This is a genomic window from Paractinoplanes tereljensis (genome assembly GCF_016862435.1).
Taxonomy (GTDB): Bacteria; Actinomycetota; Actinomycetes; order Mycobacteriales; family Micromonosporaceae; genus Actinoplanes; species Actinoplanes tereljensis.
On record NZ_BOMY01000001.1, the window covers coordinates 143,017 to 167,394 of the forward strand.

Here is a 24,378-nt window from a genome sequence, read left to right on the forward strand (position 1 = left end):
GCCATCAGGCAGTGTACGGAGAGCGGCTCAGCCGCAGCCCGCCGGTCAGCGAGGGAACGCGCGAAAGTCAGATCCGGCGCCCGCGACCAGCGGGCCGGATAAACAGCTTCATCGGACCTGACACGCCGTCAGCATACCGCCACGACGATCCCGCCGGCGCGCGCCACCGGGTCGTCCATGGCCATCAGCGCCTCCCCGGCCTCGGCCAGCGGAACGGTCGAGCCGACCAGCCGCCGCGGGTTCAGCTTCCCGGACACCACCAGGTCGAGCATGGCCGGGTAGTCGACCGCGGCCATCCCGTGCGAGCCGAGGATCTCCAGCTCGTGCGCCACGACCAGGTCCCACGGCAGCGGCGCCCGGGCGTCTCCGCCGAGCATCAGCCCGACCTGCACGTGCCGCCCGCCGCGGCGCAGGCTGCGCACCGAGGCCATCGCGGTCGCCGCCGACCCGTACGCGTCGATCGCGACGTCCGCCTCACCGAGGATCTCGGTCTTCAGCACGGCACCGAGGTCACCGGCCGCCGCCCGAGCCTCCGGCGACGGGTCGACCGCTAGGACCCGGGCTCCGAGCGCAACCGCGATCATCACGGCGGACAGCCCGACTCCCCCGCAGCCGTACACGGCGACGGTCGCGTCGGGGCGTAACGGCCCGCGCAGCGCGCGGAAGGCGGTGGCGAACCGGCAGCCGAGGGCGGCCGCCCCGACGAAGTCGATCTCCTCGGGCAGCCGGACCAGGTTGGTCCCGGCCGCGCGCACGACAACTCGCTCGGCGAACGACCCCGGATGGGTGAATCCGGGCTGGGTCTGATCGGGGCACACCTGGGCGTTGCCGGACTTGCAGTAGTCGCACCGCCCGCACCCGTTGACGAACGGCGCGGTCACCCGGTCACCGACCGCAAACCCGGTCACTTCACGCCCCACCGCGGCGACGACCCCGGCGAACTCGTGGCCGGGCACGTGCGGCAGCGGCACCGGGTCGTGCCCGCGCCAGGCGTGCCAGTCCGACCGGCACACACCGGTGGCCCGGACCTCGATGATCGCCCCGTCGGCCGGCAGTTCCGGCTCGGGGATCTGGCGCAGCGAGACCGGCGCGCCGACCGCGTCGTAGACCTGGGCGCGCATCAGCGGTGCGCCCGGGCCGAGGCGTACAGGCAGACGGCGGCGGCCGCGGCCAGGTTGAGGCTCTCGGCGCCACCGTAGATCGGCACCCGCACCTGCCGGTCGGCCGCGTCGAGCAGCGTCTGCGGCAGCCCGTGCGCCTCGGACCCGAAGATCCACGCGGTGGGGTCGGCCAGCGCTCCCTCATCCAGCAGGGAGTCCAGGTCCTCCGACCCGTATCCGCTGGTAGCGAACGTCTGCAGGCCGAAGTTCCGCAGCTCGTCGACGATGTCCAACCCGGTGCGCACCACATCTACATGAAACAGCGAGCCGGCCGACGCGCGTACGCATTTGCCGTTGTAGGGGTCGACCGCGTCGCCCGCGAAGATCACCGCGTCGGCTCCGGCGGCGTCGGCCGTCCGCAGGACGGTCCCGGCGTTGCCCGGGTCGCGGATCTCGGCCACCACCGCCACCAGCCGTGGCCCCTTCGCGAGGGCCGCACTCAGCGTGACGTCGATCTGCTCGCAGACGGCAACCAGCCCCTGCGGCTGCACCGTCTCGGTGAGCGCCACCAGCGCCTCGTCATCCACCTCGGAGACGGACGGCGCGAGCAGCGCGAGATCACCGTGCCGGGTGAGGGCCTCGCCGGTGCCGAACAGCTCGAGCACCACTCCCGCGGCGAGCGCTTCGCGCACCGCCTGCGGCCCTTCGGCCAGGAATCGCCCGGTCTGATCGCGATCCCTGCGGCGCTGCAGGCGCCGGGCCGCGACAATCCGGGGCGTACGGGTCGTGAAAGTCATCTGAAGCTCCTTCGGCAGCACGGCAAGGCGCCCCCCGAAAAGTTCGGAGGGCGCCCGGCGATGATGCTTGTGATCAGGCAGCCTGAGCGGCAGCGCCGCCGGTGCCCTCGGCCGCGACGGCAGCGCGCGCGACCTCGACGATGGCCGCGAAGGCAGCCGCGTCGTTGACGGCCAGGTCGGCCATGATCTTGCGGTCCACCTCGATGCCGGCCAGCTTGAGGCCCTGGATGAGGCGGTTGTAGGTCATGCCGTTCGCACGGGCGCCCGCGTTGATGCGCGTGATCCACAGCTGGCGGAAATCGCCTTTGCGGTCACGGCGGTCGCGGTACGCGTACTGCATCGAGTGCAGCACCTGCTCCTTGGCCTTGCGGTACAGCCGCGAGCGCTGCCCGCGGTAGCCGCTCGCGCTCTCGAGCAGGGTGCGACGCTTCTTCTGGGCGTTTACAGAACGCTTGACGCGTGCCATTTCGGTGCTCCTAACAGGGGACTTAGTGTGGCGCGCGCGTCAGCGGCCCAGCAGCTTCTTAATTCGCTTGGTGTCGGCCTTGGCCACCGTCACCGTGCCGGTCATCCGTCGAGTGACCTTGGAGGACTTACCCTCCAACAGGTGGCGCTTTCCGGCCTGCTCGGTGAGCAGCTTGCCCTTGCCGGTGACCTTCACCCGCTTGCCGGTACCGGTGTGGGGCTTGAACTTCGGCACTTAAAGCCTCTTTCTGGTCTTTCCGCCCGGCCCGGGGCCGGACGGAAAAGCTGAATTACTCTGCGGTGGCTTCGGAGACCTCGGGGACTTCGGCCTCCGCCGTCGCGACAACATCGCCCTCACGCGGTTCGCGCGGCGGACGTGCGTTGGCTGCGATCGTCGCGGCAGCCGCTGCCTTGGTGGCCCGGTGGGGGGCCAGGACCATGATCATGTTTCGGCCGTCCTGCTTCGGACTGGCCTCCACGAAGCCCAGCTCCGAGATCTCCTCGCTGAGCCGGCGCAGGAGCCGGAAACCCAGCTCGGGGCGGCTCTGCTCGCGACCGCGGAACATGATCGTCACCTTGACCTTGTCGCCCGCCTTGAGGAACCGGACCACGTGACCCTTTTTGGTCTCGTAGTCGTGCGGGTCGATCTTCGGCCGAAGCTTCATTTCCTTGATGACGGTCTGCTGCTGGTTGCGCCGCGCTTCGCGTGCCTTCAGTGCGCTCTCGTACTTGAACTTGCCGAAGTCCATGAGCTTGCACACCGGCGGCCGCGCCATGGGAGCAACCTCGACCAGGTCCAGGTCTACGTCCGCAGCCAGCTGCAGGGCGCGCTCAAGCGGGACGATGCCCACCTGCTCACCCTCGGGGCCGACCAAACGGACCTCACGAGCCCGGATCTGTTCGTTAACGCGTGGTTCGACGCTGATGGGGCCTCCTCAGAACGGTTTACTTTTCCACGCCTCCGCGGTCCCCACCGCGAAAACGTTGCCAATGTCGGTCGGCCCCAGCGCGACCCCTGATGCGGGGCGCCGGGAAAGCAGAAGGCCCCGGCACGCATGCCAGGGCCCGCTCGACCGGTCATCGGCGCCCATGAGGACGCTCCCCGAGCCCAGAATATTCCGGACCGGGTGACCGGGACCCGACGTCTAGTTGACGGCGGGTGGGAACCAGCGGGCTCCTCTTTCGCGCCAGCATTTGCATGCAGGCGTGGTCGACTGCCGTGAAGTCTATCAGGCCGTAACCGAGGCCGAATGCAGGGCCCTCAGTGCTCGTACACCCTCGACCGCGTAGTCCTTGTCGGCGGCCTGCAGCGCATGGATCGACACCTGCTCGTCGTCGTGCAGCTCGAGCTGCGCCCACGGCGAGTTGCGGTCGAAGCGCACCGCCCGCACCACCGACCAGGGCAGGTCGTAGCCGCCGACCACGTTGCGGATGCGGATGTGCTCGCTGTCCGCGATCACCCGCGGCCGGCAGAACGCCAGGATGCCGAGCCCGATCAGGATGCCCAGGCCGATCATGGCGGTCTGGTCGCCCTTCTCGAACTGGCCCGAGTTGTCGAAGCCCTTCGAGCCGCTCAGCCCGAAGCTGATCACGGTGAACAGCACCACGACGCCGGCCGCCAGGCTGCCGGCGACCCAGCGGATCTTCTGCGGGCGATATGTGACCGTCTCCACGGTCGCCAGCGTACTCACAGGCGGCAGTTCGCGATGTCGGTGACCAGGATGGCGCGGGCGCCCAGTTCGTAGAGCTCGTCCATGACTTGGTGAACGCTGGCCCGCTGGACCATCGCCTGGACCGCGACCCAGCCCTCCCGGTGCAGCGGGGAGACCGTCGGCGACTCGATGCCGGGGGTCAGCGCGGTGGCGTTCTCCAGCAGGTCGGCCCGCACGTCGTAGGCGAGCATCACGTAACTGCGGGCCACCAGGACACCCTGCAGGCGCCGGATCAGCTGGGAAACGCCGGCCGGGGTGTGATCGGGCCGGCCGATGATGATCGCCGACGAGCGCAGCAGCGGCTCGCCCAGCGTGACCAGGCCGGCCTGACGCAGGGTGGCACCGGTCTCGACCACGTCGGCGATGAGGTCGGCCACGCCCAGGCGCACCGCGTTCTCCACCGCGCCGTCCAGTCGTACGACGTCGGCCTTGAGGTTGTGCTCGGCCAGGTAGCGCTCGACCACCCCGGGGTAGGCGGTGGCGATCCGCCGGCCGCCGACCTCGTCGGCCGAGGTGATCGTGCCGGGCGGGGCCGCCCACCGGAACGTGGCGCCGCCGAAGGCCAGGTCGAGCACCTCGGAGGCGGCCACCCCGGAGTCGACCAGCAGGTCCCGGCCGGTGATGCCGAGGTCGAGGTCGCCGGTGCCGACGTAGGTGGCGATGTCACGGGGGCGCAGGTAGAAGAACTCGACGTTGTTCGGCTCGTCGCGGCAGATCAGGTCTTTGGGGTCGGTGCGCTGGCGGTAGCCGGCGTCCCGCAGCATCTGCGAGGCGGGCTGGGACAGCGTGCCCTTGTTGGGAATGGCGATGCGCAGCATCGGACGTGCTCCTTCGTCTTTTCGCGGAAAGGTCGGGAGGGCACGTCACAGATGTCGGTACACGTCCTTGAGGTCGAGTCCGGTCGCGATCATCAGGACCTGAGCCTGGTAGAGCAGCTGGGAGATCTCCTCCGCGGCGCGCTCGGGGCCCTCATGCTCGGCCGCCATCCAGGACTCGGCCGCCTCTTCGACGACCTTCTTCCCGATGAAGTGGACCCCACGGTCGAGGGCGACCACGGTCGACGACCCCTCGGGGCGCGTCGCCGCCTTTTCCCGAAGCTCGGCGAACAGTTCTTCGAACGTCTTCACGGCCGCCATTGTGACAAGTCATCACGGGATCGATACGAACGGCCCCAGCAGGTGAGACGTGCCCTAGGCTCGCCGTCATGGTCAGCCGAAACACCCTCCTCACCACGGGCGGAGCCGCCCTCGCCCTTGCTGCCCTCGCGGCGTGCGCGCCCGCCGACGAGACCACCGCCTCAACGCCCTCTGCCAGCGCTTCCACGAACTCGTGCGCGCCGGAAACACTGGCGACGAAGACGGCCGGCAAGCTCACGATCGGCACCGACAACCCGGCCTACGAGCCGTGGTTCAGCGATAACAAGCCGAGCAACGGCAAGGGCTTCGAGTCCGCCGTGGCGTACGCCGTGGCCCAGCGCCTCGGCTATTCGACCGAGAACGTGACCTGGATCTCTGTGACGTTCAACAACGCGATCGCGCCCGGCCCGAAGGCGTACGACTTCGACGTCAACGAATTCTCGATCACCGACGAGCGCAAGCAGGCCGTCGACTTCTCCTCCCCCTACTACCTGGTCAAGCAGACCGTGATCACGGTCAAGGGCTCGAAGATCGCCGGCGCCAAGTCGCTGGCCGACCTGAAGAACGCCAAGCTCGGCGCTCAGGTGGGCACGACCAGCTACCAGGCGATCACCGACGTGATCAAGCCGTCGACCGACCCGCAGGTCTTCAACAACAACGACGACGCCAAGGCGGCCCTGGTCAACAAGACCGTCGACGGCATCGTGGTGGACCTGCCGACCGCGTTCTACATGACCGGTGCCGAGCTCGACAACGGCGTCATCGTCGGCCAGCTCGCCTCGGTGGGCACGCCCGAGCAGTTCGGCCTGGTGCTCGACAAGGGCTCGTCGCTGACCACCTGCGTCAGCACCGCGGTCGACCAGCTGCGCCAGGACGGCACCCTCGCGGTGCTGGAGAAGCAGTGGCTGGCCAGCACGGGTGGGGCTCCTGAACTCTCGTGAGCCCCGAGTTACACCGACCGAGTGACAAGCAGCTAGCGAGGATCGCCTTCCGGCGTCGGAGGGCGATCCGCTCGGTGCTGCTCGCGGCGCTGTCCACCGCGGTCCTGGGAACCCTGTTCGGCGTGCTGATCACCGGCGCGCCGGGCTGGGACCGGGTCAAGCAGTCGTTCTTCCGCGCCGACATCGCCAAGGATTCACTGCCCGCCATCCTCGACGGGCTCTGGCTCAACATCCGGCTGTTCGTGGTGTGCGCGACCTGCGCGGTCGCGCTCGGGCTGCTGGTCGCGGTGCTGCGCACGCTGCGCGGGCCGGTGTTCTTCCCGGTGCGGGCCCTGGCCACCAGCTACACGTACACGCTGCGTGGCCTGCCGCTGATCATCACGATCTACCTCTTCGCGTACGGCGTGCCGGGCCTGCGCCTGCAGGGGACACCGAGCGTGACCGTGCTCGGCGGCGCGGCCATCGTCATCACCTACGGGTCGTACATCGCCGAGGTGCTCCGGTCCGGCATCGAGGGCGTGCACCCCAGCCAGGTCGCGGCGGCCCGATCGCTCGGGCTGAACTATCGCAAGACGATGCGTTTCGTGGTGCTGCCGCAGGCCGTGCGCCGGGCCGCCCCGCCGCTGCTCAACGACGTCGTCTCGATGCAGAAGGACGTGGGTCTGATCTCGCTGGCCGGGCCGGTCGACGCGATCCGGGCGGCCCAGATCAGCCAGGCCGGCAGTTACAACTTCACGCCGTACATCGTGGCGGGTGTGCTCTTTGTCCTTCTTGCCCTTCCGCTCATCGCGGTCACCGACTGGGTGACGCTGCGCGCCGCCCGACGCCAGAACGCGGGGACCTGATGCTTCTCGAGTGCACGGAAGTGCGTAAGTCGTTCGGCGACGCGGTGGTGCTCGACGGGCTCGACCTGACCGTGGACGAGCACGAGGTGATCGCGCTGATCGGCGCCTCCGGCTCGGGCAAGTCGACGCTGCTGCGGTGCGTCAACCTGCTGGCCGAGATCGACGACGGCACGATCACGCTGGACGGCGAGGACATCACCGACCCGCGGGTGAACGCGGACGTCGTACGCCAGAAGATCGGTCTTGTCTTTCAGAGTTACAACCTGTTCCCGCACATGACCGTGCTGGACAACATCACCCTGGCGCCGACCAAGGTGCACCAGCGACCGGCTGCCGAGGCCAAGGCCCAGGCGATGGAGTGGCTGGACCGGGTCGGGCTGGCGGACAAGGCCGGCAGCTATCCCGACCGGCTCAGCGGCGGTCAGCAGCAGCGGGTGGCCATCGTCCGGGCCCTGGTCAACAGCCCGCGGCTGCTGCTGCTCGACGAGGTGACCTCGGCGCTCGACCCGGAGCTGGTCGGCGAGGTGCTCACCATGATCCGCGACCTCAAGGGCGACGGCATGACGATGGTGCTGGCCACCCACGAGATGGGTTTCGCCCGTCAGGTGGCCGACCGGGTGGCGTTCCTGGACAAGGGCCGGGTTCTCGAACAGGGGCCGCCCGGGCAGGTGCTCGGCGACCCGGTCGAGGCCCGCACCCGGCAGTTCCTCGCCCGGATCATCGAGGCCGGGCGACTGTAATCCGACCTGGTCGGATCACGGACGGTAACCCCTTCGTGGAGGCGCCCGGATGCCATGGTTCTCCCGTGCCTAACGGGGAGGCCACCCATGCGCCTGTACACCGCCATTGCCGCGGCCGCGTTGCTGATCGTCGCCGGTCCGGCGCCGGCCGGCGCGACCGGCCGGTACGGCTTACGACTGCAATCCGCAACGGTGCTTCCGGGTGGGAGTGCCGTCGACCTGCACTACATAGCGACCTGCCCGCCGGGCGCGTTCGCCGACATCGGGGTGTCGATCGCGCAGCGGACCGGCTCGCACGTCGCCGTCGGCACCGGCAGCACCGGCATCGTCTGCAACGGGCTGCCCCGCTCGGTGCTGCTGCGGGTCGCGGCCACCGGCGGCGGGGTGTGGTTCCGGCCGGGCCGGGCCCGGGCCACCGCCGGCCTGCGGGCCGTGACCGGGCTCGGTGTCGTGTCCGACGACGACCGGGCCCGGCTGAAGGTCATGCGCCGCTAGGGCTTGGTCAGCTCCCGCAGCACCAGGGCAGCGTCCAGCGCCGCCACCGTGCTCTGCCAGCCCTTGTCCTCGATCGAGTCCTCCAGGCCGGCCCGGTCGCGGGCCTGGCCGAGGCTGTGCACGGTCAGCACGCCGTGCGCCACCGGGGTCTGCTCGTCGAGGGCGATCCGGGTCAGCCCGGCCGTGACCGAGTCACAGACGTAGTCGAAGTGCGGGGTCTCGCCCTTGATCACCACGCCCAGCGCGACCACCGCGTCGTACTGCTTGGCCAGCGCCTGCGCGACGACCGGCAGCTCGACGGCGCCGGCCACCCGGTGGACGACCACGTCCGTCACGCCGCACGCCTCGGCGGCGGCCTTCGCCCGGTCGATCATGTGGTCGATCAGGTCGGCGTGCCAGCGTGCGCCGACGATGCCGAGCCGCAGCCCGGCGGCATCGACGGTCTGCATGTGCGGGTCACCGAAGCCGGCCATGTTTTGCCCCCTTTTTCAGTAATTGTCGACGTTGGGGATGCGCAGGTCAGCCCAACGCCTCGAACAGGTGCCCCATCCGGTCGCGCTTGGTGCGCAGGTAGTGCACGTTCTCCGGGAACAGCCGCACCGGCAGCGCCTCCCGTCCCAGAATGGTCAGACCATATCCTTCGAGGCCGGCCCGCTTGGCCGGGTTGTTGGTGAGCAGCGTCATCGAGCGCACGCCCAGCTCGTACAGGATCTGCGCGCCGGTCCCGTAGTCCCGGGCGTCGGCCGGCAGGCCCAGCTCGAGGTTCGCGTCGACCGTGTCGAAGCCGCGGTCCTGCAGCTGGTAGGCCTGCAGCTTGTGCAGCAGCCCGATCCCCCGGCCCTCGTGCCCGCGCATGTAGAGCACCACGCCCCGGCCGGCCGCGGCGACCCGCTCCAGGGCCGCGTCCAGCTGCGGGCCGCAGTCGCACCGCTTCGAGCCGAAGACATCCCCGGTCAGGCACTCCGAGTGCACCCGGACCAGGACGTCCTCGCCGTCGCCGATCTCACCGAAGACCAGCGCCACGTGCTCGCCGCCGTCCGCGTTGGCCCGGTAGCCGACCGCGGTGAAGTCGCCGTGCTCGGTCGGCAGCCGGGTCTCCACCACCCGCTCCACGCTCTGCTCCAGCGACCGCCGGTAGGCCACCAGGTCGGCGATGGTGATCAGGGCGAGGTCGTGCTCGATCGCGAACTTCTCCAGGTCGGGACGGCGCTGCATGGTGCCGTCGTCGTTGACCATCTCGCAGAGCACGCCGGCCGGCCGCAGCCCCGCCATCACGGCCAGGTCGATCGCGGCCTCGGTGTGGCCGGGGCGGCGCAGAACGCCGCCGGCCTTAGCCCGCAACGGCACGACATGGCCGGGCCGGGTGAGATCGGTCGGGCGGGTCTCGGCCGAGGAGAGCAACCGGAGGGTACGGGCGCGGTCGGCCGCCGAGATGCCGGTCGCGACACCCTCGGCCGCGTCCACCGTCACCGCGTAGGCGGTGCCCCGGCGGTCCTGGTTGGTGTGGAACATCGGCGGCAGGTCGAGGCGGTCGGCCTCTTCCTCGGTGATCGGCGCGCAGATGTACCCGGACGTGTAGCGGACCATGAAAGCGACCAGCTCGGGCGTCGCCTTCTCGGCCGCGAAGATCAGGTCACCCTCGTTCTCGCGGTCCTCGTCGTCCACGACAATGACCGCACGACCGGCGGCGATGTCCTTGATGGCTCGCTCGATGTCCTCAAACATGGCGCTCTCCCAGCATCTTCTCGACGTACTTAGCGATGACGTCGACCTCGAGGTTCACCGGGTCGCCCACGGCCTTGGATCCCAGCACGGTCAGCTTCAGCGTCGTCGGGATCAGGCCGACACTGAACGACGTCTCGTCCACCGCCATGACGGTCAGCGACACGCCGTCGACGGTGATCGAGCCCTTCTCCACCACGTACTTCGAGATGTTTTTCGGAAGCGCGAAGCGCAGCACCTCCCACTGGTCGGCGGGCTCCCGGCTGAGCAGCTCCGAGACACCGTCGACGTGGCCCTGCACGAGATGACCGCCGAGCCGGCTGCCGAGGGCGGCCGCGCGTTCGAGGTTGACCTGGCTGCCGACACCCAGCGCGCCCAGCGACGACCGGCGCAACGTCTCGCCCATCACGTCGGCCGTGAAGATGCCCTCTTCGTTGTCGATCACGGTGAGACAGACGCCGTTGACCGCGATCGAGTCGCCGTGCCGGGCGTCCGTGGTGACCAGCGGCCCGCGTACGGCGATGACCGCCGAATCGCCGCCCGCGTCGGTGAGGCGCACGACCTCTCCCAGTTCCTCGACGATGCCGGTGAACATCAGGACTCCTTCTGTCGGAGCGATGCGGTGAAGCGCAGGTCGGGACCGATCTGCGCGAGGTCGGTGAGATCCAGTTCGATGGCGTCGCCGATGGTGCCGACGCCCGCGTCCAGCAGGGCGGCCTTGCCCGCCCCGAGCAGCTTCGGCGCCACGTAACCGATCACCTGGTCGACCAGCCCGGCGGCCAGGAACGAGCCGGCCAGGGTGGGCCCGCCCTCCAGCAGCACCGACCGGATGCCCCGGCCGAACAGGGCCTGCAGCAGGGCGTGCAGGTCGACCCGGCCGTCCGGCCCGGCGCCGACCTCGCGGGTGGTGACGATCCAGGTGGGCGCGGTGACGTCGCGGACGCGCGCTTTCTCCGGGGTGCGGCCGGTGGAGTCGACCACGACCCGCAGCGGCTGCTTGATGGCGAGCGTGCCGTCCTTGAGGTCGCGCACGGTGAGCTGCGGGTCGTCGATCACGACCGTGCCGGCGCCCACCATGATCGCGTCCATCGTGCTGCGCAGCGTGTGCACGTCGGCCCGGGCCGGGGCCGAGGTGATCCACTGGCTGGTGTTGTCGGCGGCGGCCGAGCGCCCGTCCAGCGTGGCCGCGAACTTCCAGGTCACGAACGGCCGGCCCCGGCGTACGGCGGTCAGCCAGGCGATGTTGCCCTGTTCGGCCTCGGCCCGGCGGACCCCCGTCTCGACCTGGACCCCGGCGGCGCGCAGGGTGACCGCCCCGCCCGAGGCGACCGGCGTCGGGTCGTCGACCGCGATGATCACCCGCTTGACCCCGGCGTTGATCAGCGCGTGGCTGCAGGGGCCGGTGCGGCCGGTGTGGTTGCAGGGCTCGAGGGTGACCACCGCGGTGCCGCCACGAGCGCGCTCACCGGCCTGGGCGAGGGCGACGATCTCGGCGTGCGGGCCCCCGGCGTACGCGTGGAAGCCCTCGCCGGCGATCTCGCCGTCGGGGTCGAGGAGCAGGCAGCCGACCACCGGGTTGGGGCTGGTCGTGCCGAGGCCCCGGCCGGCCAGCGCGATCGCGCGGCGCATCGCCTCGTCCTCGGTTGCCATCCGCTTTCGTCCTCTCAGCGCGGCACGGTCACGCGCTGGAGAAACGGGAGAAAACCACGGAAAATGGACAACAGGGTACGCTTCGCGCACCCTGGCCGTGAGCCCGGCAAACGAGCCCAACGTCCAATTCCGCGCGCTGTCTCCCATCCGGACTGTCTGACCGGGGCGGCTTTCACCCCTCCGATCAACCGTCGGCCCCGGATTTTCACCAGGTCCACCGGCCGCCGTTGGAACGACGTCCGGGTCGCGGGCTTACCGATGAAGCATCGGATCACCGCCGGTTCGGAATTTCACCGAGTCCCGCCAGCGCGTGGTGGGTTAACCCCGAGTTTTACACGAACGATCGACTTTGCAAGAGGCACGCGAGGCATATCACATCTCCTCAGAAGGAAATGTCATACCTATTCGGCGTCGCTCTCGCCCCGGCGGCGGTCGATTGCCACATATGACCCAGGCTGGGACTTCGCCACCTTCTTCATCTCGGAGGCGACGGCGATGACCACCCGGGGGTCGGCGTACTTACGGCCGTCGGCGGTCGCCTGGGCCACCCCGATCGAGAGGGTCACCAGGGCGGCGCGATTCTTGTTGCCGCGCCGGTCGGGGACCTCGATGTAGCCGCGCTCGGCGTCGCTTGCGTCGTAGAGCCGGTCGGCGGCCTGCTCGAAATCGGTCACCGTGCGCTTGGTCAGCGGCAGCACCTGATCGGGGGCGCAGATGAAGACGAAGTCGTCGCCGCCGATGTGGCCGAGGAAGACCGACGGCTTGCCGATCGAGGCGACCGCCTTGTGCAGGCTGCGGGTCAGGGCGGTGATGAACTCGTCGCCACGGTCGAACCCGTACACGTCGTTGACGCTCTTGAACCGGTCGATGTCGATGTAACCGACCGAGTATTCGCCACCGGCCTTCATCCGGTCGGCGATCTCGCGCCGCACCCGGGCATTGCCGGGCAGGCCGGTCAGCGGGGACGTCTCCCGGAACTCCTTGTTGCGCCGCAGCGTGGACGAGACCCGGGCGATCAGCTCGGCCGTGTCGAACGGCTTGACCAGGTAGTCGTCGACGCCGGAGGTCAGGCCGACCACCTTGTCGACGCTCATCCCCTTGGCGGTCAGCATGATCACCGGGAGGGCCGAGGTGAGCGGCTCGGCCCGCAGCCGGCGGGTCAGCTCGACACCGTCCATCCGGGGCATCATCCAGTCGACCACGGCCAGGTCGGGACGCTTGGTCTCCATCAGCTCGAGTGCGTCCTGGCCGTCACTCGCCCGGATCACGTCGTAGCCGTGGACCTTGAGGTTGAACTCGACGAAACCCGCGATGTCCTGGTCGTCGTCGACCACCAGGATCAGGTCGGGCCGGTCGTCCGGGTCGGCGCCCAGGTCTTCCGCGCTGTGCCGCACCACGCCGGTGCTCATCCGCTCTCCCCGCTGTCGCCCGCTGCGTCCCGCTCAATGATGGGGTGACTGGGCTTCCACGGCCAGTGCCCGAAGTTGGTGAATCGCCTCGGCCGGGTCCTCGGCGCCGTACACCGCGGTGCCGGCCACGAACGCGTCGGCGCCCGCCTCGGCCGCCTGGGCAATGGTGTCGGCGGCGATGCCGCCATCGACCTCGAGGCGTACGGAGAGATCCTTCGCGCCGATCCGGCGGCGCACGTCGCGCACCTTGTCGAGCATTTCGGGCATGAACTTCTGCCCGCCGAAACCGGCCTTGATCGTCATGATCAGCAGGGTGTCGAAGTGGGGCAGCATCTCCAGGTACGGCTCGACCGGGGTGTCCCGGTCGATGGCCAGGCCCGCCTTGGAACCGGCCGCCCGCAGCGTCTTGGCCAGCGCGACCGGGTCCTCACAGGCCTCGGCGTGGAAGGTCACGTTGTAGGCACCGGCCTCGGCGTAACCCGGCGCCCAGCGCTCCGGGTCGGTGATCATCAGATGCACGTCGAACGGGATCGTGGTCGCCTTACGCAGGCTCTGCACCACCGGCAGGCCGATCGTCAGGTTGGGCACGAAGTGGTTGTCCATGACATCGACGTGCACCCAGTCGGCCGCGCCCTCGATCGCACCCACCTCGTCGGCGAGACGGGAGAAGTCGGCGGCCAGGATGCTCGGTGCGATGATCGGCTTTGCGCTCACGGTCGAAGTCTAGGACGTCGGGATTTCTTGGCATCGCTAACCGGATAGAGTGGCGCGTCCGAAGGGGGAGCGATCGATGCGACGGTGGGCGATGGCCGTACTGGCGTGCGCCCTCGTTTCCGGTTGCGGCAACCTCCCGGCGGGCGTCGACGGTGACCTGACCAACGACTGGAAGCCGCTGCCGGCCGCCACCGCGTTCCGGCCGGCCACCGGCGCCTGCCACGCCGAGCTGACCCAGACCGGCACGATCGACAACTACTCCCCTGTCGCCTGCACCGAATCGCACCTGGTCGAGACGGTCGCGGTCGCCGACCTCGGGGCGGTGACCACCCTCGACGCCGGCCTTCCGCAGGCGTTCGCCGCCTGCTCGAAGCAGGCCACCGCGTTCCTGGGCGCCGACTGGCGCACCGGCTGGGTGGTGCTGCAGCCGGTGCTGCCGGGCAAGCAGGCGTGGGCCGGTGGCGCCCGCTGGTACCGCTGCGACGTGGCCGAGACGTCACCGGTCGACGGTGCCCTGGTGCGCCGGACGAGCAGCATGAAGGGCACCGTCAAGGGGTCCGGCAAGCTGCGGATGACCTGCGCCAACCCCACCATCAAGGGCGACTCGGTCACCGAGATGCATCCGGTGGCCTGCGCGAGTACGCACACCGCCGAGTTCGCCGGCCTGTTCGAGTCGACCGCGAAGCGGTCCAGTGACGTGAGCAGCGACGCCCTGGCCGACGGCTGCGACCGGGCGATCGCGAAGTTCGCCGGGCTGTCCGACGACAGCTCCCTGGCGAGCCGGATCGGCTGGCTGGGCTTCCCGCCGGACGACACCGCCTGGCAGATGGGCGACCGGGCGATCCGGTGCTTCCTGTGGCTCAACGGCGAGAAGATGAACGGCTCCTACCGCAACGCCGGCCCGGCCAAGCTAAAGATCCACTACTCCGACTAGAGCCTGGATCAGACCGGGGAACCGGGCGTCCAGCTCGTCGCGGCGCAGCTCGATGGTGTGGGTGCGGCCGGTGACCGTGGTGCGGGTCAGGCCGGCCTCCCGCAGGATGCGGAAGTGGTGGGTCATCGTCGACTTGTGCACGCCGAAATCCCAGTGGGTGCCGCATTTGCCGTGCGGGTGGCCGTCGGCGAGCGTCTGCACGATGCGCAGCCGGATGGGGTCGGCGACGGCACGCAGCACCTCGACCAGAGCCGCATCCTCATCCGCCATGCGTCAAAGACTACCGTTGGATGTTCATCAAACAATCGTCTAGGTTGACGGTATGACGAACGTCCAACAATCGGGTTCGGTCCGCTGGATGTGGGATGCCGACGGGGTCGTGACGGTGACCCTCGACGACCCGGGCCGCACCGCCAACATGCTCAACCGACGGCACCACGACGGCCTCGACTCCTGCCTCGACGATCTGTCCGCCCGCCTCGACCAGCTGCGCGGGGTGGTGCTCACCTCGGCGAAGCGCTCGTTCATCGCCGGGCCGGAGTTCGTCGCGAGCGAGATCACCCCAGAGGAGGCGGCCGAGACCTACGGCCTGCTCGTGCCGTTGCGGGACCAGGCGCGACGGCTGGAGACGCTGGGGCGGCCGGTGGCGGCGGCGCTCAACGGCTCGGCGCTCGGTGGCGGCTTCGAGCTGGCGCTGGCCTGCCACTACCGGGTCGGGCCGGACGACCCGTCGGTGGTCTGGGCGCTGGCCGAGACCGGGATGGGCATCATTCCCGGTGGTGGCGGGGTGGTGCGGGTGACCCGGATGGCCGGGATCGCCGCGACCGTGCTCGACATCGTCGGGCCGGGGACTCCGTTCCACCCGGCGTCCGCGCTGGCCGCAGGGTTGATCGACGAGGTCGCCGCCGACGCGGTCGCGGCTGCCCGGGCCTGGGTGCTGGCCCAGCCGTCGGGGCCGTTCGCGCAGCGCTGGGAGCGGCCGGGCTACCGGATTCCGGGCGGCACCGGGGAACCCGCCGGCCTCGCCGACGAGGTGCGCCGCCGGTCGGCGGGCTCACCGGTGCGGGCCCTGGCCGCCGTCCTCGACGTGGCGGTGCGCAGCGCGGCGGCGCCGCCGGACGAGGCTTTCGAGATCGAGACGGCCGCTTTCCGGCCGCTGCTGGCCGCCCCGGAGTTCCCCGCCCTGAGCTACCTGTTCTTCGCCCTGCACAGTGTCGCCGGACCTACCATCGCCGAACCCACGGCCGCCGGATTTCCGCAGGTCGTCCGGAACCCGCTGGCGGCGGTGTTCTTCGCCCCGGACGCGCCGATCGTCGAGATCACCGGCGACGACGCCGAGGCGACCGCCGCCGAGGTCCGCGCGAAAGGCGGCATCCCGGTGGTGATCCGCGCGGGCACGGCGTCCTTCGTCCAGACGCTGCTCGACGCCGGCCCCGACCCGGACGCCATGACCGCCGCCGCCCGCCGCGCACTCGACGACGGCCTGGTCATCGACCCGGTCGCCGCCGACGTGGCATCGGTCCTGGCCGCCGGCTTCCCACCCTGGACCGGCGGCGTCCTGCACCACCTAGCGGCGGCCCGATAAAAATCAGGCGGTGCGGCGCAGGACCGCCAGGAACATCGCGTCGGTGCCGTGCCGGTGCGGCCAGAGCTGCACGGTCGGGCCCGGGCCCAGCTTCGGCATGCCCGGGGGCAGCAGGGTGCGAGCGTCCACGTAGTCGGCCTCGACCCCGCTGCGCCGCGACCCCTCGGTCAACGTCACCTGGGTCTCCACCATGTGCGGCGAACACGTCACGTACGCCACCAGGCCGCCCGGCCGGACCGCCCGCAGCGCCGCCACCAGCAGCTCGCGCTGCAGTTTGGTCAGCGCCGGCAGGTCGGACGGCTGGCGCCGCCAGCGGGACTCCGGCCGGCGCCGCAGCGAGCCGAGACCGGTGCAGGGCGCGTCGACAAGCACCCGGTCGAACCCCTCCTCGGGCAGGTCGGGGTCCTTGCCGACAGACCGGCCGTCGATCGGCAGCACGGTGACCGGCATGCCCTTGGTGGCGTTCTCGACCAGGCGGGCCCGGTGCTCGGCGATCTCGACCGCGGTCACCTCGGCCCCGCGCTGCGCGGCGATCGCGCCGAGCAGGCCGGCCTTGCCGCCGGGGCCGGCGCACAGGTCGAGCCAGCGGGTGTCCCGGCCCTCGATCGGCGCGGCCAGCAGCGCCGCCGCGACCAGCTGAGAACCTTCGTCCTGGACGTGCGCGCGGCCGTCGTGGATGGCGGCCAGCTCACGCGGCGAGCCGCCGTTGAGGTAGACCGCGTACGGCGAGAACGCCCCAGGCTGCCCGTCGACCTCGTCGGCCAGCTCGACCGGGTCGGCCCGGCCGGGCCGGGCGCACAGGTGCACGGTCGGCGCCTGGTTGTCCTCGATCAGCAGCCGGGCGGTGTCGTCCAGGTCGCCGCCGAGCGCCTCGGCGAACGCCCGGATGATCCACTGCGGGTGGTTGTGCAACACCGACAGGTTGGCGACCGGGTCTTTCTCGTAGTCCGGGGCGATCTTCTGGAGCCAGTCGTCGAGCGTGGTCTCGGAGATCGTGCGCATCACCGCGTTGGCGAAGCCGGCCGCGCCGGGCGCCACCGAGCGCACCAGGTCGACGGTCTGGTTGACCGCGGCGTGCGACGGCACCCGGGTGTGCAGCAGCTGGTAGGCGCCGAGCCGCAGGGCGTCCCGGGCCGGCGGGTCGATCCGGGCGACGTCCCGGCCGGCCGCGTCCGCCATGATCAGGTCGAGGGTGCCGAGCGCGCGCAGGGTGCCGTAGGTGAGCTCGGTGGCGAACGCGGCGTCCCGCCCGCTCAACCCCATGTCCCGGAGGATGTCGGAGAGAACCAGGTTCGCGTACGCGTCGTCGCGATGAACGGCCGCAATCGCCTCGTACGCCGCCTGTCGTGCCGGATCGGACGGAGGGCGACCGCCTCGCGGAGCCCGGCCCGAACGATCGTCGCGGGTGTATCCCGGTCCCGCGGTCCCGCGGGGTCGTCCCGAGCCGTGCGGCCGGTCTGCCTGATGAGGTGTCACGCGAGCTTCTCTCCCGGTTGGATCCGCAGGCCGCGGGCCCAGTCGGTGGCCGCCATCGCCTTCTTACCGGCCGCGCGCACTTCGCCGAGGGCGACGGGCGTGGTGGCCGTTCCTACAAGCACCTGAGTGCGTTCGACGAGCAGGTCGCCGGGCGCCAGGGACGGGCCGTTGGCAATCGGTTTCACCGGCCCGAGCTTGACCCGGTCGTCCCGGAACGTGGTCCAGGCGCCCGGTGCGGGCGTGCACGCCCGGATTCGCCGGTCGACCGCGAACGACGGGTCCGACCAGCGGATCTGCGCGTCGTCGACGGTCAGCTTGGGCGCGAAGGTGACCCCGTCACCCGGCTGCGGGTGGGCCACCGCGGTGCCGGCCTCGATCGCGTCGAGCACCGCCACGAGCAGTCCCGCGCCCGAGACGGCGAGCCGTTCGAGCAGGTCACCGGAGGTGTCGACGGGCCGGATGTCCTCGGTGAGGGTGCCGTAGACCGGGCCGGTGTCGAGGCCCGCCTCCAGTTCGAAGACGCTGGCCCCGGTCACCTCGTCGCCGTGCAGCACCGCGTGCTGCACCGGGGCGGCGCCGCGCCACGCGGGCAGCAGCGAGAAGTGCAGGTTGACCCAGCCGTGCTTGGGGATCTCCAGGGCGCTCGGCGGAACCAGCGCGCCGTAGGCAACCACGGGCGCGCAGTCGGGGGCGAGCTGCTTCAGCCGCTCCTGAAATTCCGGCTCCCGAGGCTTTGCCGGGGTGAGCACCTCGATGCCGCGCTCGTCGGCCCACGCACCGGCGGGCGAGCGCACCAGGCGGCGGCCACGGCCGGCCGGGGCGTCCGGGCGGGTGACGACGGCCAGAAGTTCGTGGGACGACGCCGCAATGGCGTCGAGGGCGGGCAGGGTGACGGCCGGCGTACCGGCGAAGATCAGGCGCACCCGGTCACCGCCCCAGCCCGAAGATGCCCCGGCTGTGCGGGTTCTCCTTGACCGTCGGCGGCTTGGCCTCGTCGTACCACTCGGCCGCGCGGATCTGCTTCATCGCGTCCTTGCGGGCGGCCGAGTCGAGCCGGTCCAGGAACAGCACCCCGTCGAGGTGGTCGGTCTCGTGCTGCACGCAACGCGCCATCAGGCCGGTGCCGACCAGCTGAATCGGGTCGCCGTGCTCGTTGAAGCCGCTCGCCACGACATTTTGCCGGCGCTTGGTGTCGACGTAGATGCCCGGGATCGACAGGCAGCCCTCCGGACCGTCCTGCTCCTCCTCGTCGGGGAACGACAGCACCGGGTTGACGATGTGCCCGACCACCTCGTCGATGTCGAACGTGAAGACCCGCAGCCCGACGCCGAGCTGAGGCGCGGCCAGGCCGGCCCCGCCCTCGTCCTGCATGGTCTCGACCAGGTCCCGGACGAGGTTGCGCAACTCCTTGTCGAAGTCGACGACGAGATCCGCCGGCGTCCGCAGGACCGGATCACCAAAGAGACGGATGGGCTGAACGGTCACGCGGCAGTACTCCTGACATTCCGGGGCGGCAGCCTCCTATCCTACGGAGTCGCTTCTGCGATCACCGTGTCAGCGTGACGGGGAGCTCCCGCCAGCCGCGCAGGTTCATCCGCGCGCGCCTTTTCGGCCGCTCGGCCAGCGCCAGATCCGGGAACCGGCGCAGCAGCGCGGGCAGCGCGACCTGCGCTTCCATCCGGGCCAGCGGCGCGCCCAGGCAGTAGTGCGCGCCGGCCCCGAACGACAGCGGCGACACCCCCGCGCGGTCCGGGTCGAACACGTCGGGCTTGGCGAACCGGTCCGGGTCGCGGTTGGCCGCGCCGAGCAGCAGAACGAGTTCGGCGCCGGCCGGCACGGTCACGCCGCCGACCTCCGCCGCCCGGGCGACCCGCCGGGTGGTGAGCTGCACCGGCGAGTCGATCCGCAAGACCTCCTCGACGTACGCCGTGGCCAGCTCGGCGTCATCGCGCAGCTTGTCGGCGTACGCCGGATGGTCCAGCAGCAGCACCACCGCGTTGCCGATCAGGTTGGTCGTCGTCTCGAACCCCGCCACCAGCAGCAACGCGAGATTCGCCAGAAGCTCGTCGGCGGTCAGCCGCTCACCGTCCGCGTCGTGCGCCGCGGCCAGCGCGGTGACCAGGTCATCGGCGGGCTGCGCACGCCGCAGCTCGACGAGATGCCCGAAGTACTCGATGAGCTCGTCGGCGGCCGCGTCCGCCCGCACCCGATCGGCCTCGGTCCAGTGCATCTCCAGGACCCCGGTAAGGGCTTCGGCAAGCCGCCGGAACTTCCCCCGGTCTTCGACCGGAACACCAAGCAGCGCGGTGATCACCGCAATCGGCAACGGATAGGCCAGCCGCCCAACAAGATCGACCCCGTTTCCGTACGCCGTGAGCTCCCCCAAAAGCACATCCACCTGCTCCGCCACAACCGCACGAAGCGCCGCCACCCGCCGCGCGGTGAACACCCCGGACGCAAGCCGCCGCTGCCGCGTGTGGTGCGGCGGATTGGCCCGCAACATCGAGTCAGCGAAGAGGGCAACCGCCCGATACTCCCGCCACCCAGGCCAGGCCACTTCCAACTGCGCCGCGTCAAACGTCTCCATAGCCGGATCCCGCAGCGCCCGATCAACAGCGGCATAGCCGGAGACAAGATAGAGCGGCGCGGACACCTGCAGAATCGGCCCATGCGCATGAAGCGCCGCATAGGCCGCGTCCGGTTCCCGTTCGGTAGGCGGCGCGAGCAGGATCCCAGCGGCTTCAGCAGCGTCCATCAGCCCATAATGCCCGTCGATGTCGACCCGATCAGGAGCCCTCGGACGGAGCAGCGGCATCAGCGGCTTGCCTAGGTCATCCGCCAGGGTTAGTGCCTGGACCGGCCACACCGGACGAGGCCGCGAGCCGTCATCCGCCGGTCGTGTCCATCTCCTCCAGCGCGCCGATTGCCGCACCCGAGTCGGCCGGAATGCCCCAGGCGTCGGCGAGATGCCGTACGACATGCGCGATCGGATGCTGCTCGAGCACCCGGCCGAGCCGGGCCCGGTAAGCCTGCGCCTCCGGCCAGGCGGCGAGATCCGGTTCGATGCCGGGCCGGACCACCACCGCGTCCGAGACGGCGTCCGGGCCGACCGCGATCCGGTACGGCCCGTTCGCCTCGGCCCGCATGCCCATGCACAGATTCAGGGCGGCGGCGGCCCGCGCCGGAAGCAGGCCCGCGACGGCGTCGAACATCCGGGCCACGGTCAGGGGATCGAACAGCGAAGGCTCGGTGGGGACGATCCGAACCTTCGCGTTCAGGGTCAGCGCGGCCACGCTCGCCGCCCACCCGACGGTGTCCCGATCCACGACCGGGCCGGCGCCCGCGAAGTCCGGCGCCGGAATGTCCTTCCCGGCGCGGTACCGGCGCCAGGCCTGGTGGGCGTAGCGGGCCAGCGGCTCGTAACCGACCGGCCGGGTGGCCACGAGCCGCAGATAGAGCGTGCCCAGGATGTCCCGGTCGCCGGTCCAGTCCGACCAGCACACGTAGTGGCACAGCTGTGGATGGGTGTGCGTGGTGAACGCGACCCAGGGCAGACCGCCCTCGCGCTTGCCGATCGGCGGGGTGCCCGGCTTCATCGCCCTGAGTTCGGAAAAGACCCTCATCAGCTCGATCCCGTACACGTGCGGCCCGCTGACCTCCTTCGACCCGTCGGACCAGGCCCAACCGTCCAGCCAAGCGGCGTTCGGCTCCTCGTCGGTCGCCCGCGTCCGCCAGGTGCCGGGCGAGCTTCTCCACATAAGGCAAGTCATGGTGCGCGTAGCTGATGAACACAGGCCCACCCACGCGGTAACCATAGGTCAGAACAGGGTGCCGGGATCCACCTCGATGCGTACCGGGAGGGTGGAGCGCTTGGCGCTGCGGACGCCGGCCGCCTCGTGCAGGGCGTGGGCCATCGCGGCCGCCTGCGACCGTGACGTGCGCACCAGCATGCGTTCCTGATCGTCGTCGTCGGCGGGGACCGGGCCGAGGATCTCGGCCGTGTCGGGCAGTCTGGCCGCGTCCAGCAGTTCGGCGATGGCCTCCGCCGTGCCGGTCAGGCTGGCCATCCGGGAGGCCGGTGGGAAGCTCAGCTCCCGCCGCTCGGCCAGCTCGCGGGCCGCGAACCAGCCCGGGTCCCACCGGATCAGTGCCTGCACCGCGGCCAGCGACCCGTCTGCCACGACGACCACCTTGCCGCCCTGTTTCGCCGGCCGGGCCAGCGCGGACGCGGTCAGCCAGCGGCGCATGGTCTCCTCGGCCGCTCGCAGGTCGGAGCGGGTGAGCAACGCCCACGTGTCCAGCAGCAGCACCGCGCCGTAACCGCCCTCGGCGATCGGCTCGGCTCCCGGGGTGGCGACGACCACGGACGCGGTCGCCGGCACGCCGTCGAGGATTTCGTCCCGGCCCGAGGTTCGCACCGGGGTGTCCGGGAACGCCCGCCCGAGCTCCTCGGCGGTTCGCTTGGCGCCGGTGATCGAGGCGCGCAAACGCCGCCCGCCGCAGGCCGGGCATGAATAGTCGGCCGCCGCCCGGCCACACCATCGGCAGGTGGGCACGTCTCGCGCCCCGGCCAGCGACAGCGGCCCCGCGCAGTGCGGGCACCGGGCCGGCGTGCGGCACTCCGCGCAGGCCACCGACGGCAGGTAGCCCCGCCTCGGCACCTGGACCAGCACCGGCGCGCCCGCCTTCAGCGCCTGCCGGGCCGCGTCCCAGGCCAGGCTGGGCAGCCGGGCGGTGGCCGCGCCCGGGTCCCGGGCCAGCTGCGGATCGTCCCCGGTGGGCGCGATGGCCGGCACCCGGCTGCGCAGCACGTCTCGCGAGGCCGAGATCTCCTTGGCCCACCCGGTCTCCAGCAGCAGCTGGCCCTCGCCGGTGCGGGCGTGCCCGGCGACCAGCACGGCGCAGTCGGCCAGGCTGGCCCGGGTCAGCAGCACCTCGCGGGCGTGCGGATAGGGCGACCGCGGTTCCGCGTGCAGGTCGTCACCGTCGTCCCAGATGACCAGCAGCCCGAGCTTGGCGACCGGTGCCCACATGGCCGCCCGGGTGCCGACGACCACCGGAACCTGGTGCCGGCTGGCCGCCAGGAACCGCCGGTAGCGCTCGGCCGGCCCGAGCGCGGCGTTGAGCGCCACATGCAGCCCGTCCCCGAGGACCGCGCTCAGCGCCCGATCGACCCGATCGAGGTCGCGCGCGTCGGCCACCACGATGACCACGCCGAGCCCGCCCCGCACGGTCGCCGCCGCGGCCTCCGCGATCCGGGTGGCCCAATCCTCCCCCGGCATGGTCCCCCAGACCGCCCGGGCCGGTCGCCCGTCTTCAAGCGCCCGCAGGAACGCGGCCCCGGCAACGTAGGAATCCCACCCACCCACAGCGGGCAGCCCCTTGCCCGGCGCAAGCACAGCCGCCGACAACCCGCCGCCAACCACCTCCGAGTGAGCCGCCTCTTGGCCAACCCCCGGGTGAGCCGCCTCTGCGCCGACCGGCGGCGCGGGCTCCCCCGGAACGGCCGCGGTCTCGCCGAGGTCAGCGGCGACAGCCCGGTCTGCGTCGGAGGCGTCACTTTCCTCGGCCACGGAGGCTGCGCCGTCGGGGGAACTCTCGTCGGCCAGCTCGTTTGCGGGTGCTTCCTCGGCGTACACAACGGGCTTTTTGGTTTGGGCCTCTACTCGGGCGTGGCGTGGGGGGACCGCCAGGCGCAGCACGTCGCAGAGGTTTCCGGCGTAGCGGTCGGCGACCGTTCGGGCCAGCCGGGCCACCTCGGGGTCCAGCACCCGCTCGGGCGAGACGATCTTGTCGAGATAGGCCAGTTTGCCGGCGTGCGGGGACGACTCGGCCCGCTCCAGCAGGAAGCCGGTCACCAGCTGGCCCGCGAACCGGACCTTGACCCGCACCCCGGGCTGCGCCGCCTCGTCGTCGCCGGCCGCCACCAGGTAGTCGAAGGGCCGATCGAGGTGCGGAAGGGGCACGTCGACGCACACCCGGGCCACCGGCAACCGCTCGGCCGGGACCCGTTCGCTGCGCGCACTCTTGCTGGTCATCGCCGAACATTCTGCCGAAGGGGTGTGACAAGAACTCAACCGCGCACGACGCCGGACAGCGCGGCCGCCACCATCCGCTGCAGGGCATCGGGCGATACCGCGAGGGCGGTGCGGTCGGCGTACAGCAGGTGGGCGGAGCCGATCAGCATCGGGGCCAGCGTGTCGACGTCGGCGGTGGGCGTCAGGCGGCCGAGGTCGCGCTCGGCCGACAGGTACTCCCGGAGCATCGCGCCGGCCTCGGACAGCAGCGGGATCCCTCCGGTGCCGCGGGCCGACCGCACCCGGGCCCGCAGATCGTCCCGGAAGGTGATCAGGCTGACGATGGTGACGGCCACCGGCGTGAAGATCTCCTCCAGCGCCACCGTCAGGTTCTCGGTGACCGTCGCGGTGCCCACGGCCGAGAGCAGCACCGGCTCGTGCAGCAGGAGCCGCTGGATCCGGTCCAGCACCAGTTCGGTCAGGAACTGGTCGAAGTCGGCGAAGTGCCGGTGCAGCACGCCCTTGGCCACCCCGGCCTCGTCGGTGACCGCACGGCTGGTCAGGGCCTGCGGCCCGGCCCGCAGCAGCACCCGCTCGGCGGCGTCGAACAACTGCTCCCGTACGTCTCGAAGCGCCACAC

At 71.0% G+C, this 24,378-nt stretch carries 28 protein-coding genes and 1 riboswitch; of the genes, 6 read left to right on the plus strand and 22 right to left on the minus strand.

The annotated features are described in order from the left end of the window. Positions 1–128: 128 nt before the first annotated feature. The 8 genes from Ate02nite_RS00615 to Ate02nite_RS00650 all read right to left on the minus strand — a co-directional run bounded on the left by Ate02nite_RS00615 (position 129) and on the right by Ate02nite_RS00650 (position 5,201). On the minus strand, positions 129–1,121 hold the full coding sequence (locus tag Ate02nite_RS00615) for an alcohol dehydrogenase catalytic domain-containing protein (RefSeq protein WP_203797334.1): 993 nt from the start codon (positions 1,119–1,121) through the stop codon (positions 129–131). Then, positions 1,121–1,897 (minus strand): TrmH family RNA methyltransferase, encoded by a 777-nt coding sequence (locus Ate02nite_RS00620; RefSeq protein ID WP_203797336.1) that lies wholly within the window; start codon positions 1,895–1,897, stop codon positions 1,121–1,123. Before Ate02nite_RS00620 ends, Ate02nite_RS00615 begins: the two co-directional genes overlap by 1 nt. A 73-nt stretch (positions 1,898–1,970) precedes the next feature. Next, positions 1,971–2,363, minus strand: coding sequence for a 50S ribosomal protein L20 (gene rplT / locus Ate02nite_RS00625; protein ID WP_203797338.1), 393 nt, complete (start codon positions 2,361–2,363; stop codon positions 1,971–1,973). A 39-nt stretch (positions 2,364–2,402) separates the two neighbouring features. Then, on the minus strand, positions 2,403–2,597 hold the full coding sequence (gene rpmI, locus Ate02nite_RS00630; protein WP_203797340.1) for a 50S ribosomal protein L35: 195 nt from the start codon (positions 2,595–2,597) through the stop codon (positions 2,403–2,405). A gap of 55 nt (positions 2,598–2,652) precedes the next feature. Continuing rightward, a complete protein-coding gene (infC, locus tag Ate02nite_RS00635; RefSeq protein WP_203797652.1) occupies positions 2,653–3,288 on the minus strand; it encodes a translation initiation factor IF-3 in 636 nt (211 codons plus the stop codon). Positions 3,289–3,591: 303 nt separating this feature from the next. Next, positions 3,592–4,044, minus strand: a complete 453-nt coding sequence (locus Ate02nite_RS00640; RefSeq protein WP_438871142.1) for a PH domain-containing protein — start codon at positions 4,042–4,044, stop codon at positions 3,592–3,594. A gap of 5 nt (positions 4,045–4,049) precedes the next feature. Next, on the minus strand, positions 4,050–4,892 hold the full coding sequence (gene hisG / locus Ate02nite_RS00645) for an ATP phosphoribosyltransferase (protein WP_203797343.1): 843 nt from the start codon (positions 4,890–4,892) through the stop codon (positions 4,050–4,052). Positions 4,893–4,937: 45 nt separating this feature from the next. Further along, on the minus strand, positions 4,938–5,201 hold the full coding sequence (locus Ate02nite_RS00650) for a phosphoribosyl-ATP diphosphatase (RefSeq protein ID WP_203797346.1): 264 nt from the start codon (positions 5,199–5,201) through the stop codon (positions 4,938–4,940). A gap of 77 nt (positions 5,202–5,278) precedes the next feature. Between Ate02nite_RS00650 and Ate02nite_RS00655 the strand changes: the two genes are divergently transcribed. The 4 genes from Ate02nite_RS00655 to Ate02nite_RS00670 all read left to right on the plus strand — a co-directional run bounded on the left by Ate02nite_RS00655 (position 5,279) and on the right by Ate02nite_RS00670 (position 8,231). Continuing rightward, entirely contained in the window at positions 5,279–6,151 is an 873-nt protein-coding gene (locus tag Ate02nite_RS00655; protein ID WP_203797347.1) for an ABC transporter substrate-binding protein, read from the plus strand. Further along, a complete protein-coding gene (locus Ate02nite_RS00660) occupies positions 6,148–6,996 on the plus strand; it encodes an amino acid ABC transporter permease (protein WP_203797349.1) in 849 nt (282 codons plus the stop codon). The genes Ate02nite_RS00655 and Ate02nite_RS00660 overlap by 4 nt, the downstream gene beginning before the upstream one ends. Next, complete coding sequence (locus Ate02nite_RS00665) at positions 6,996–7,736, plus strand: amino acid ABC transporter ATP-binding protein (RefSeq protein ID WP_203797351.1); 741 nt, start codon at positions 6,996–6,998, stop codon at positions 7,734–7,736. Before Ate02nite_RS00660 ends, Ate02nite_RS00665 begins: the two co-directional genes overlap by 1 nt. Before the next feature lie 87 nt (positions 7,737–7,823). Further along, on the plus strand, positions 7,824–8,231 hold the full coding sequence (locus Ate02nite_RS00670) for a hypothetical protein (protein WP_203797353.1): 408 nt from the start codon (positions 7,824–7,826) through the stop codon (positions 8,229–8,231). Here the strand turns inward: Ate02nite_RS00670 and ribH are convergent. The 6 genes from ribH to rpe all read right to left on the minus strand — a co-directional run bounded on the left by ribH (position 8,228) and on the right by rpe (position 13,726). Continuing rightward, positions 8,228–8,704, minus strand: coding sequence for a 6,7-dimethyl-8-ribityllumazine synthase (gene ribH / locus Ate02nite_RS00675; RefSeq protein WP_203797355.1), 477 nt, complete (start codon positions 8,702–8,704; stop codon positions 8,228–8,230). The genes Ate02nite_RS00670 and ribH overlap by 4 nt on opposite strands. Before the next feature lie 46 nt (positions 8,705–8,750). After that, positions 8,751–9,956, minus strand: coding sequence for a bifunctional 3,4-dihydroxy-2-butanone-4-phosphate synthase/GTP cyclohydrolase II (locus Ate02nite_RS00680; RefSeq protein WP_203797357.1), 1,206 nt, complete (start codon positions 9,954–9,956; stop codon positions 8,751–8,753). Continuing rightward, complete coding sequence (locus Ate02nite_RS00685; protein WP_203797359.1) at positions 9,949–10,548, minus strand: riboflavin synthase; 600 nt, start codon at positions 10,546–10,548, stop codon at positions 9,949–9,951. Before Ate02nite_RS00685 ends, Ate02nite_RS00680 begins: the two co-directional genes overlap by 8 nt. Continuing rightward, on the minus strand, positions 10,548–11,603 hold the full coding sequence (ribD, locus tag Ate02nite_RS00690) for a bifunctional diaminohydroxyphosphoribosylaminopyrimidine deaminase/5-amino-6-(5-phosphoribosylamino)uracil reductase RibD (protein ID WP_203797361.1): 1,056 nt from the start codon (positions 11,601–11,603) through the stop codon (positions 10,548–10,550). The genes Ate02nite_RS00685 and ribD overlap by 1 nt, the downstream gene beginning before the upstream one ends. Positions 11,604–11,734: 131 nt before the next feature. Next, a riboswitch (FMN riboswitch) is annotated at positions 11,735–11,915 on the minus strand. 89 nt (positions 11,916–12,004) lie between these two features. Further along, positions 12,005–13,012 carry a GGDEF domain-containing response regulator gene (locus Ate02nite_RS00695; RefSeq protein WP_203797363.1) on the minus strand — a complete coding sequence of 336 codons (1,008 nt, stop codon included), beginning with the start codon at positions 13,010–13,012 and terminating at the stop codon, positions 12,005–12,007. Between the two features lie 33 nt (positions 13,013–13,045). Next, a complete protein-coding gene (gene rpe, locus Ate02nite_RS00700) occupies positions 13,046–13,726 on the minus strand; it encodes a ribulose-phosphate 3-epimerase (RefSeq protein ID WP_203797365.1) in 681 nt (226 codons plus the stop codon). Between the two features lie 76 nt (positions 13,727–13,802). Here rpe and Ate02nite_RS00705 point away from each other — a divergent pair, with 76 nt between their 5' ends. Next, a complete protein-coding gene (locus Ate02nite_RS00705) occupies positions 13,803–14,660 on the plus strand; it encodes a septum formation family protein (protein ID WP_203797367.1) in 858 nt (285 codons plus the stop codon). On the opposite strand, the gene Ate02nite_RS00710 is transcribed toward Ate02nite_RS00705, so the two are convergent. Beyond that, positions 14,637–14,930, minus strand: a complete 294-nt coding sequence (locus tag Ate02nite_RS00710; protein ID WP_203797369.1) for an ArsR/SmtB family transcription factor — start codon at positions 14,928–14,930, stop codon at positions 14,637–14,639. The genes Ate02nite_RS00705 and Ate02nite_RS00710 overlap by 24 nt on opposite strands. A 52-nt stretch (positions 14,931–14,982) precedes the next feature. On the opposite strand from Ate02nite_RS00710, the gene Ate02nite_RS00715 reads away from it, so the two are divergent. Continuing rightward, positions 14,983–16,245, plus strand: a complete 1,263-nt coding sequence (locus Ate02nite_RS00715; RefSeq protein ID WP_203797371.1) for an enoyl-CoA hydratase/isomerase family protein — start codon at positions 14,983–14,985, stop codon at positions 16,243–16,245. Positions 16,246–16,248: 3 nt separating this feature from the next. On the opposite strand, the gene Ate02nite_RS00720 is transcribed toward Ate02nite_RS00715, so the two are convergent. From Ate02nite_RS00720 to Ate02nite_RS00750, 7 genes are all read right to left on the minus strand, one after another. Beyond that, the gene (locus Ate02nite_RS00720; protein WP_203797373.1) at positions 16,249–17,721 is read right to left on the minus strand and encodes an RsmB/NOP family class I SAM-dependent RNA methyltransferase; all 1,473 of its coding nucleotides are present in this window, start codon (positions 17,719–17,721) and stop codon (positions 16,249–16,251) included. Continuing rightward, positions 17,718–18,644 carry a methionyl-tRNA formyltransferase gene (gene fmt, locus Ate02nite_RS00725; RefSeq protein WP_203797375.1) on the minus strand — a complete coding sequence of 309 codons (927 nt, stop codon included), beginning with the start codon at positions 18,642–18,644 and terminating at the stop codon, positions 17,718–17,720. Before fmt ends, Ate02nite_RS00720 begins: the two co-directional genes overlap by 4 nt. A 4-nt stretch (positions 18,645–18,648) precedes the next feature. Further along, positions 18,649–19,206, minus strand: a complete 558-nt coding sequence (gene def, locus Ate02nite_RS00730) for a peptide deformylase (protein ID WP_203797377.1) — start codon at positions 19,204–19,206, stop codon at positions 18,649–18,651. Positions 19,207–19,267: 61 nt separating this feature from the next. Then, on the minus strand, positions 19,268–20,476 hold the full coding sequence (locus Ate02nite_RS00735; RefSeq protein ID WP_203797384.1) for a cytochrome P450: 1,209 nt from the start codon (positions 20,474–20,476) through the stop codon (positions 19,268–19,270). A gap of 130 nt (positions 20,477–20,606) precedes the next feature. Continuing rightward, positions 20,607–21,479: a hypothetical protein gene (locus tag Ate02nite_RS00740; protein WP_203797385.1), complete on the minus strand. Its 873-nt coding sequence runs from the start codon at positions 21,477–21,479 to the stop codon at positions 20,607–20,609. A 60-nt stretch (positions 21,480–21,539) separates the two neighbouring features. Next, positions 21,540–23,759: a primosomal protein N' gene (locus Ate02nite_RS00745; protein WP_203797387.1), complete on the minus strand. Its 2,220-nt coding sequence runs from the start codon at positions 23,757–23,759 to the stop codon at positions 21,540–21,542. A 35-nt stretch (positions 23,760–23,794) separates the two neighbouring features. Next, positions 23,795–24,376, minus strand: coding sequence for a TetR/AcrR family transcriptional regulator (locus Ate02nite_RS00750; RefSeq protein ID WP_239147031.1), 582 nt, complete (start codon positions 24,374–24,376; stop codon positions 23,795–23,797). Between the last annotated feature and the right edge of the window lie 2 nt (positions 24,377–24,378).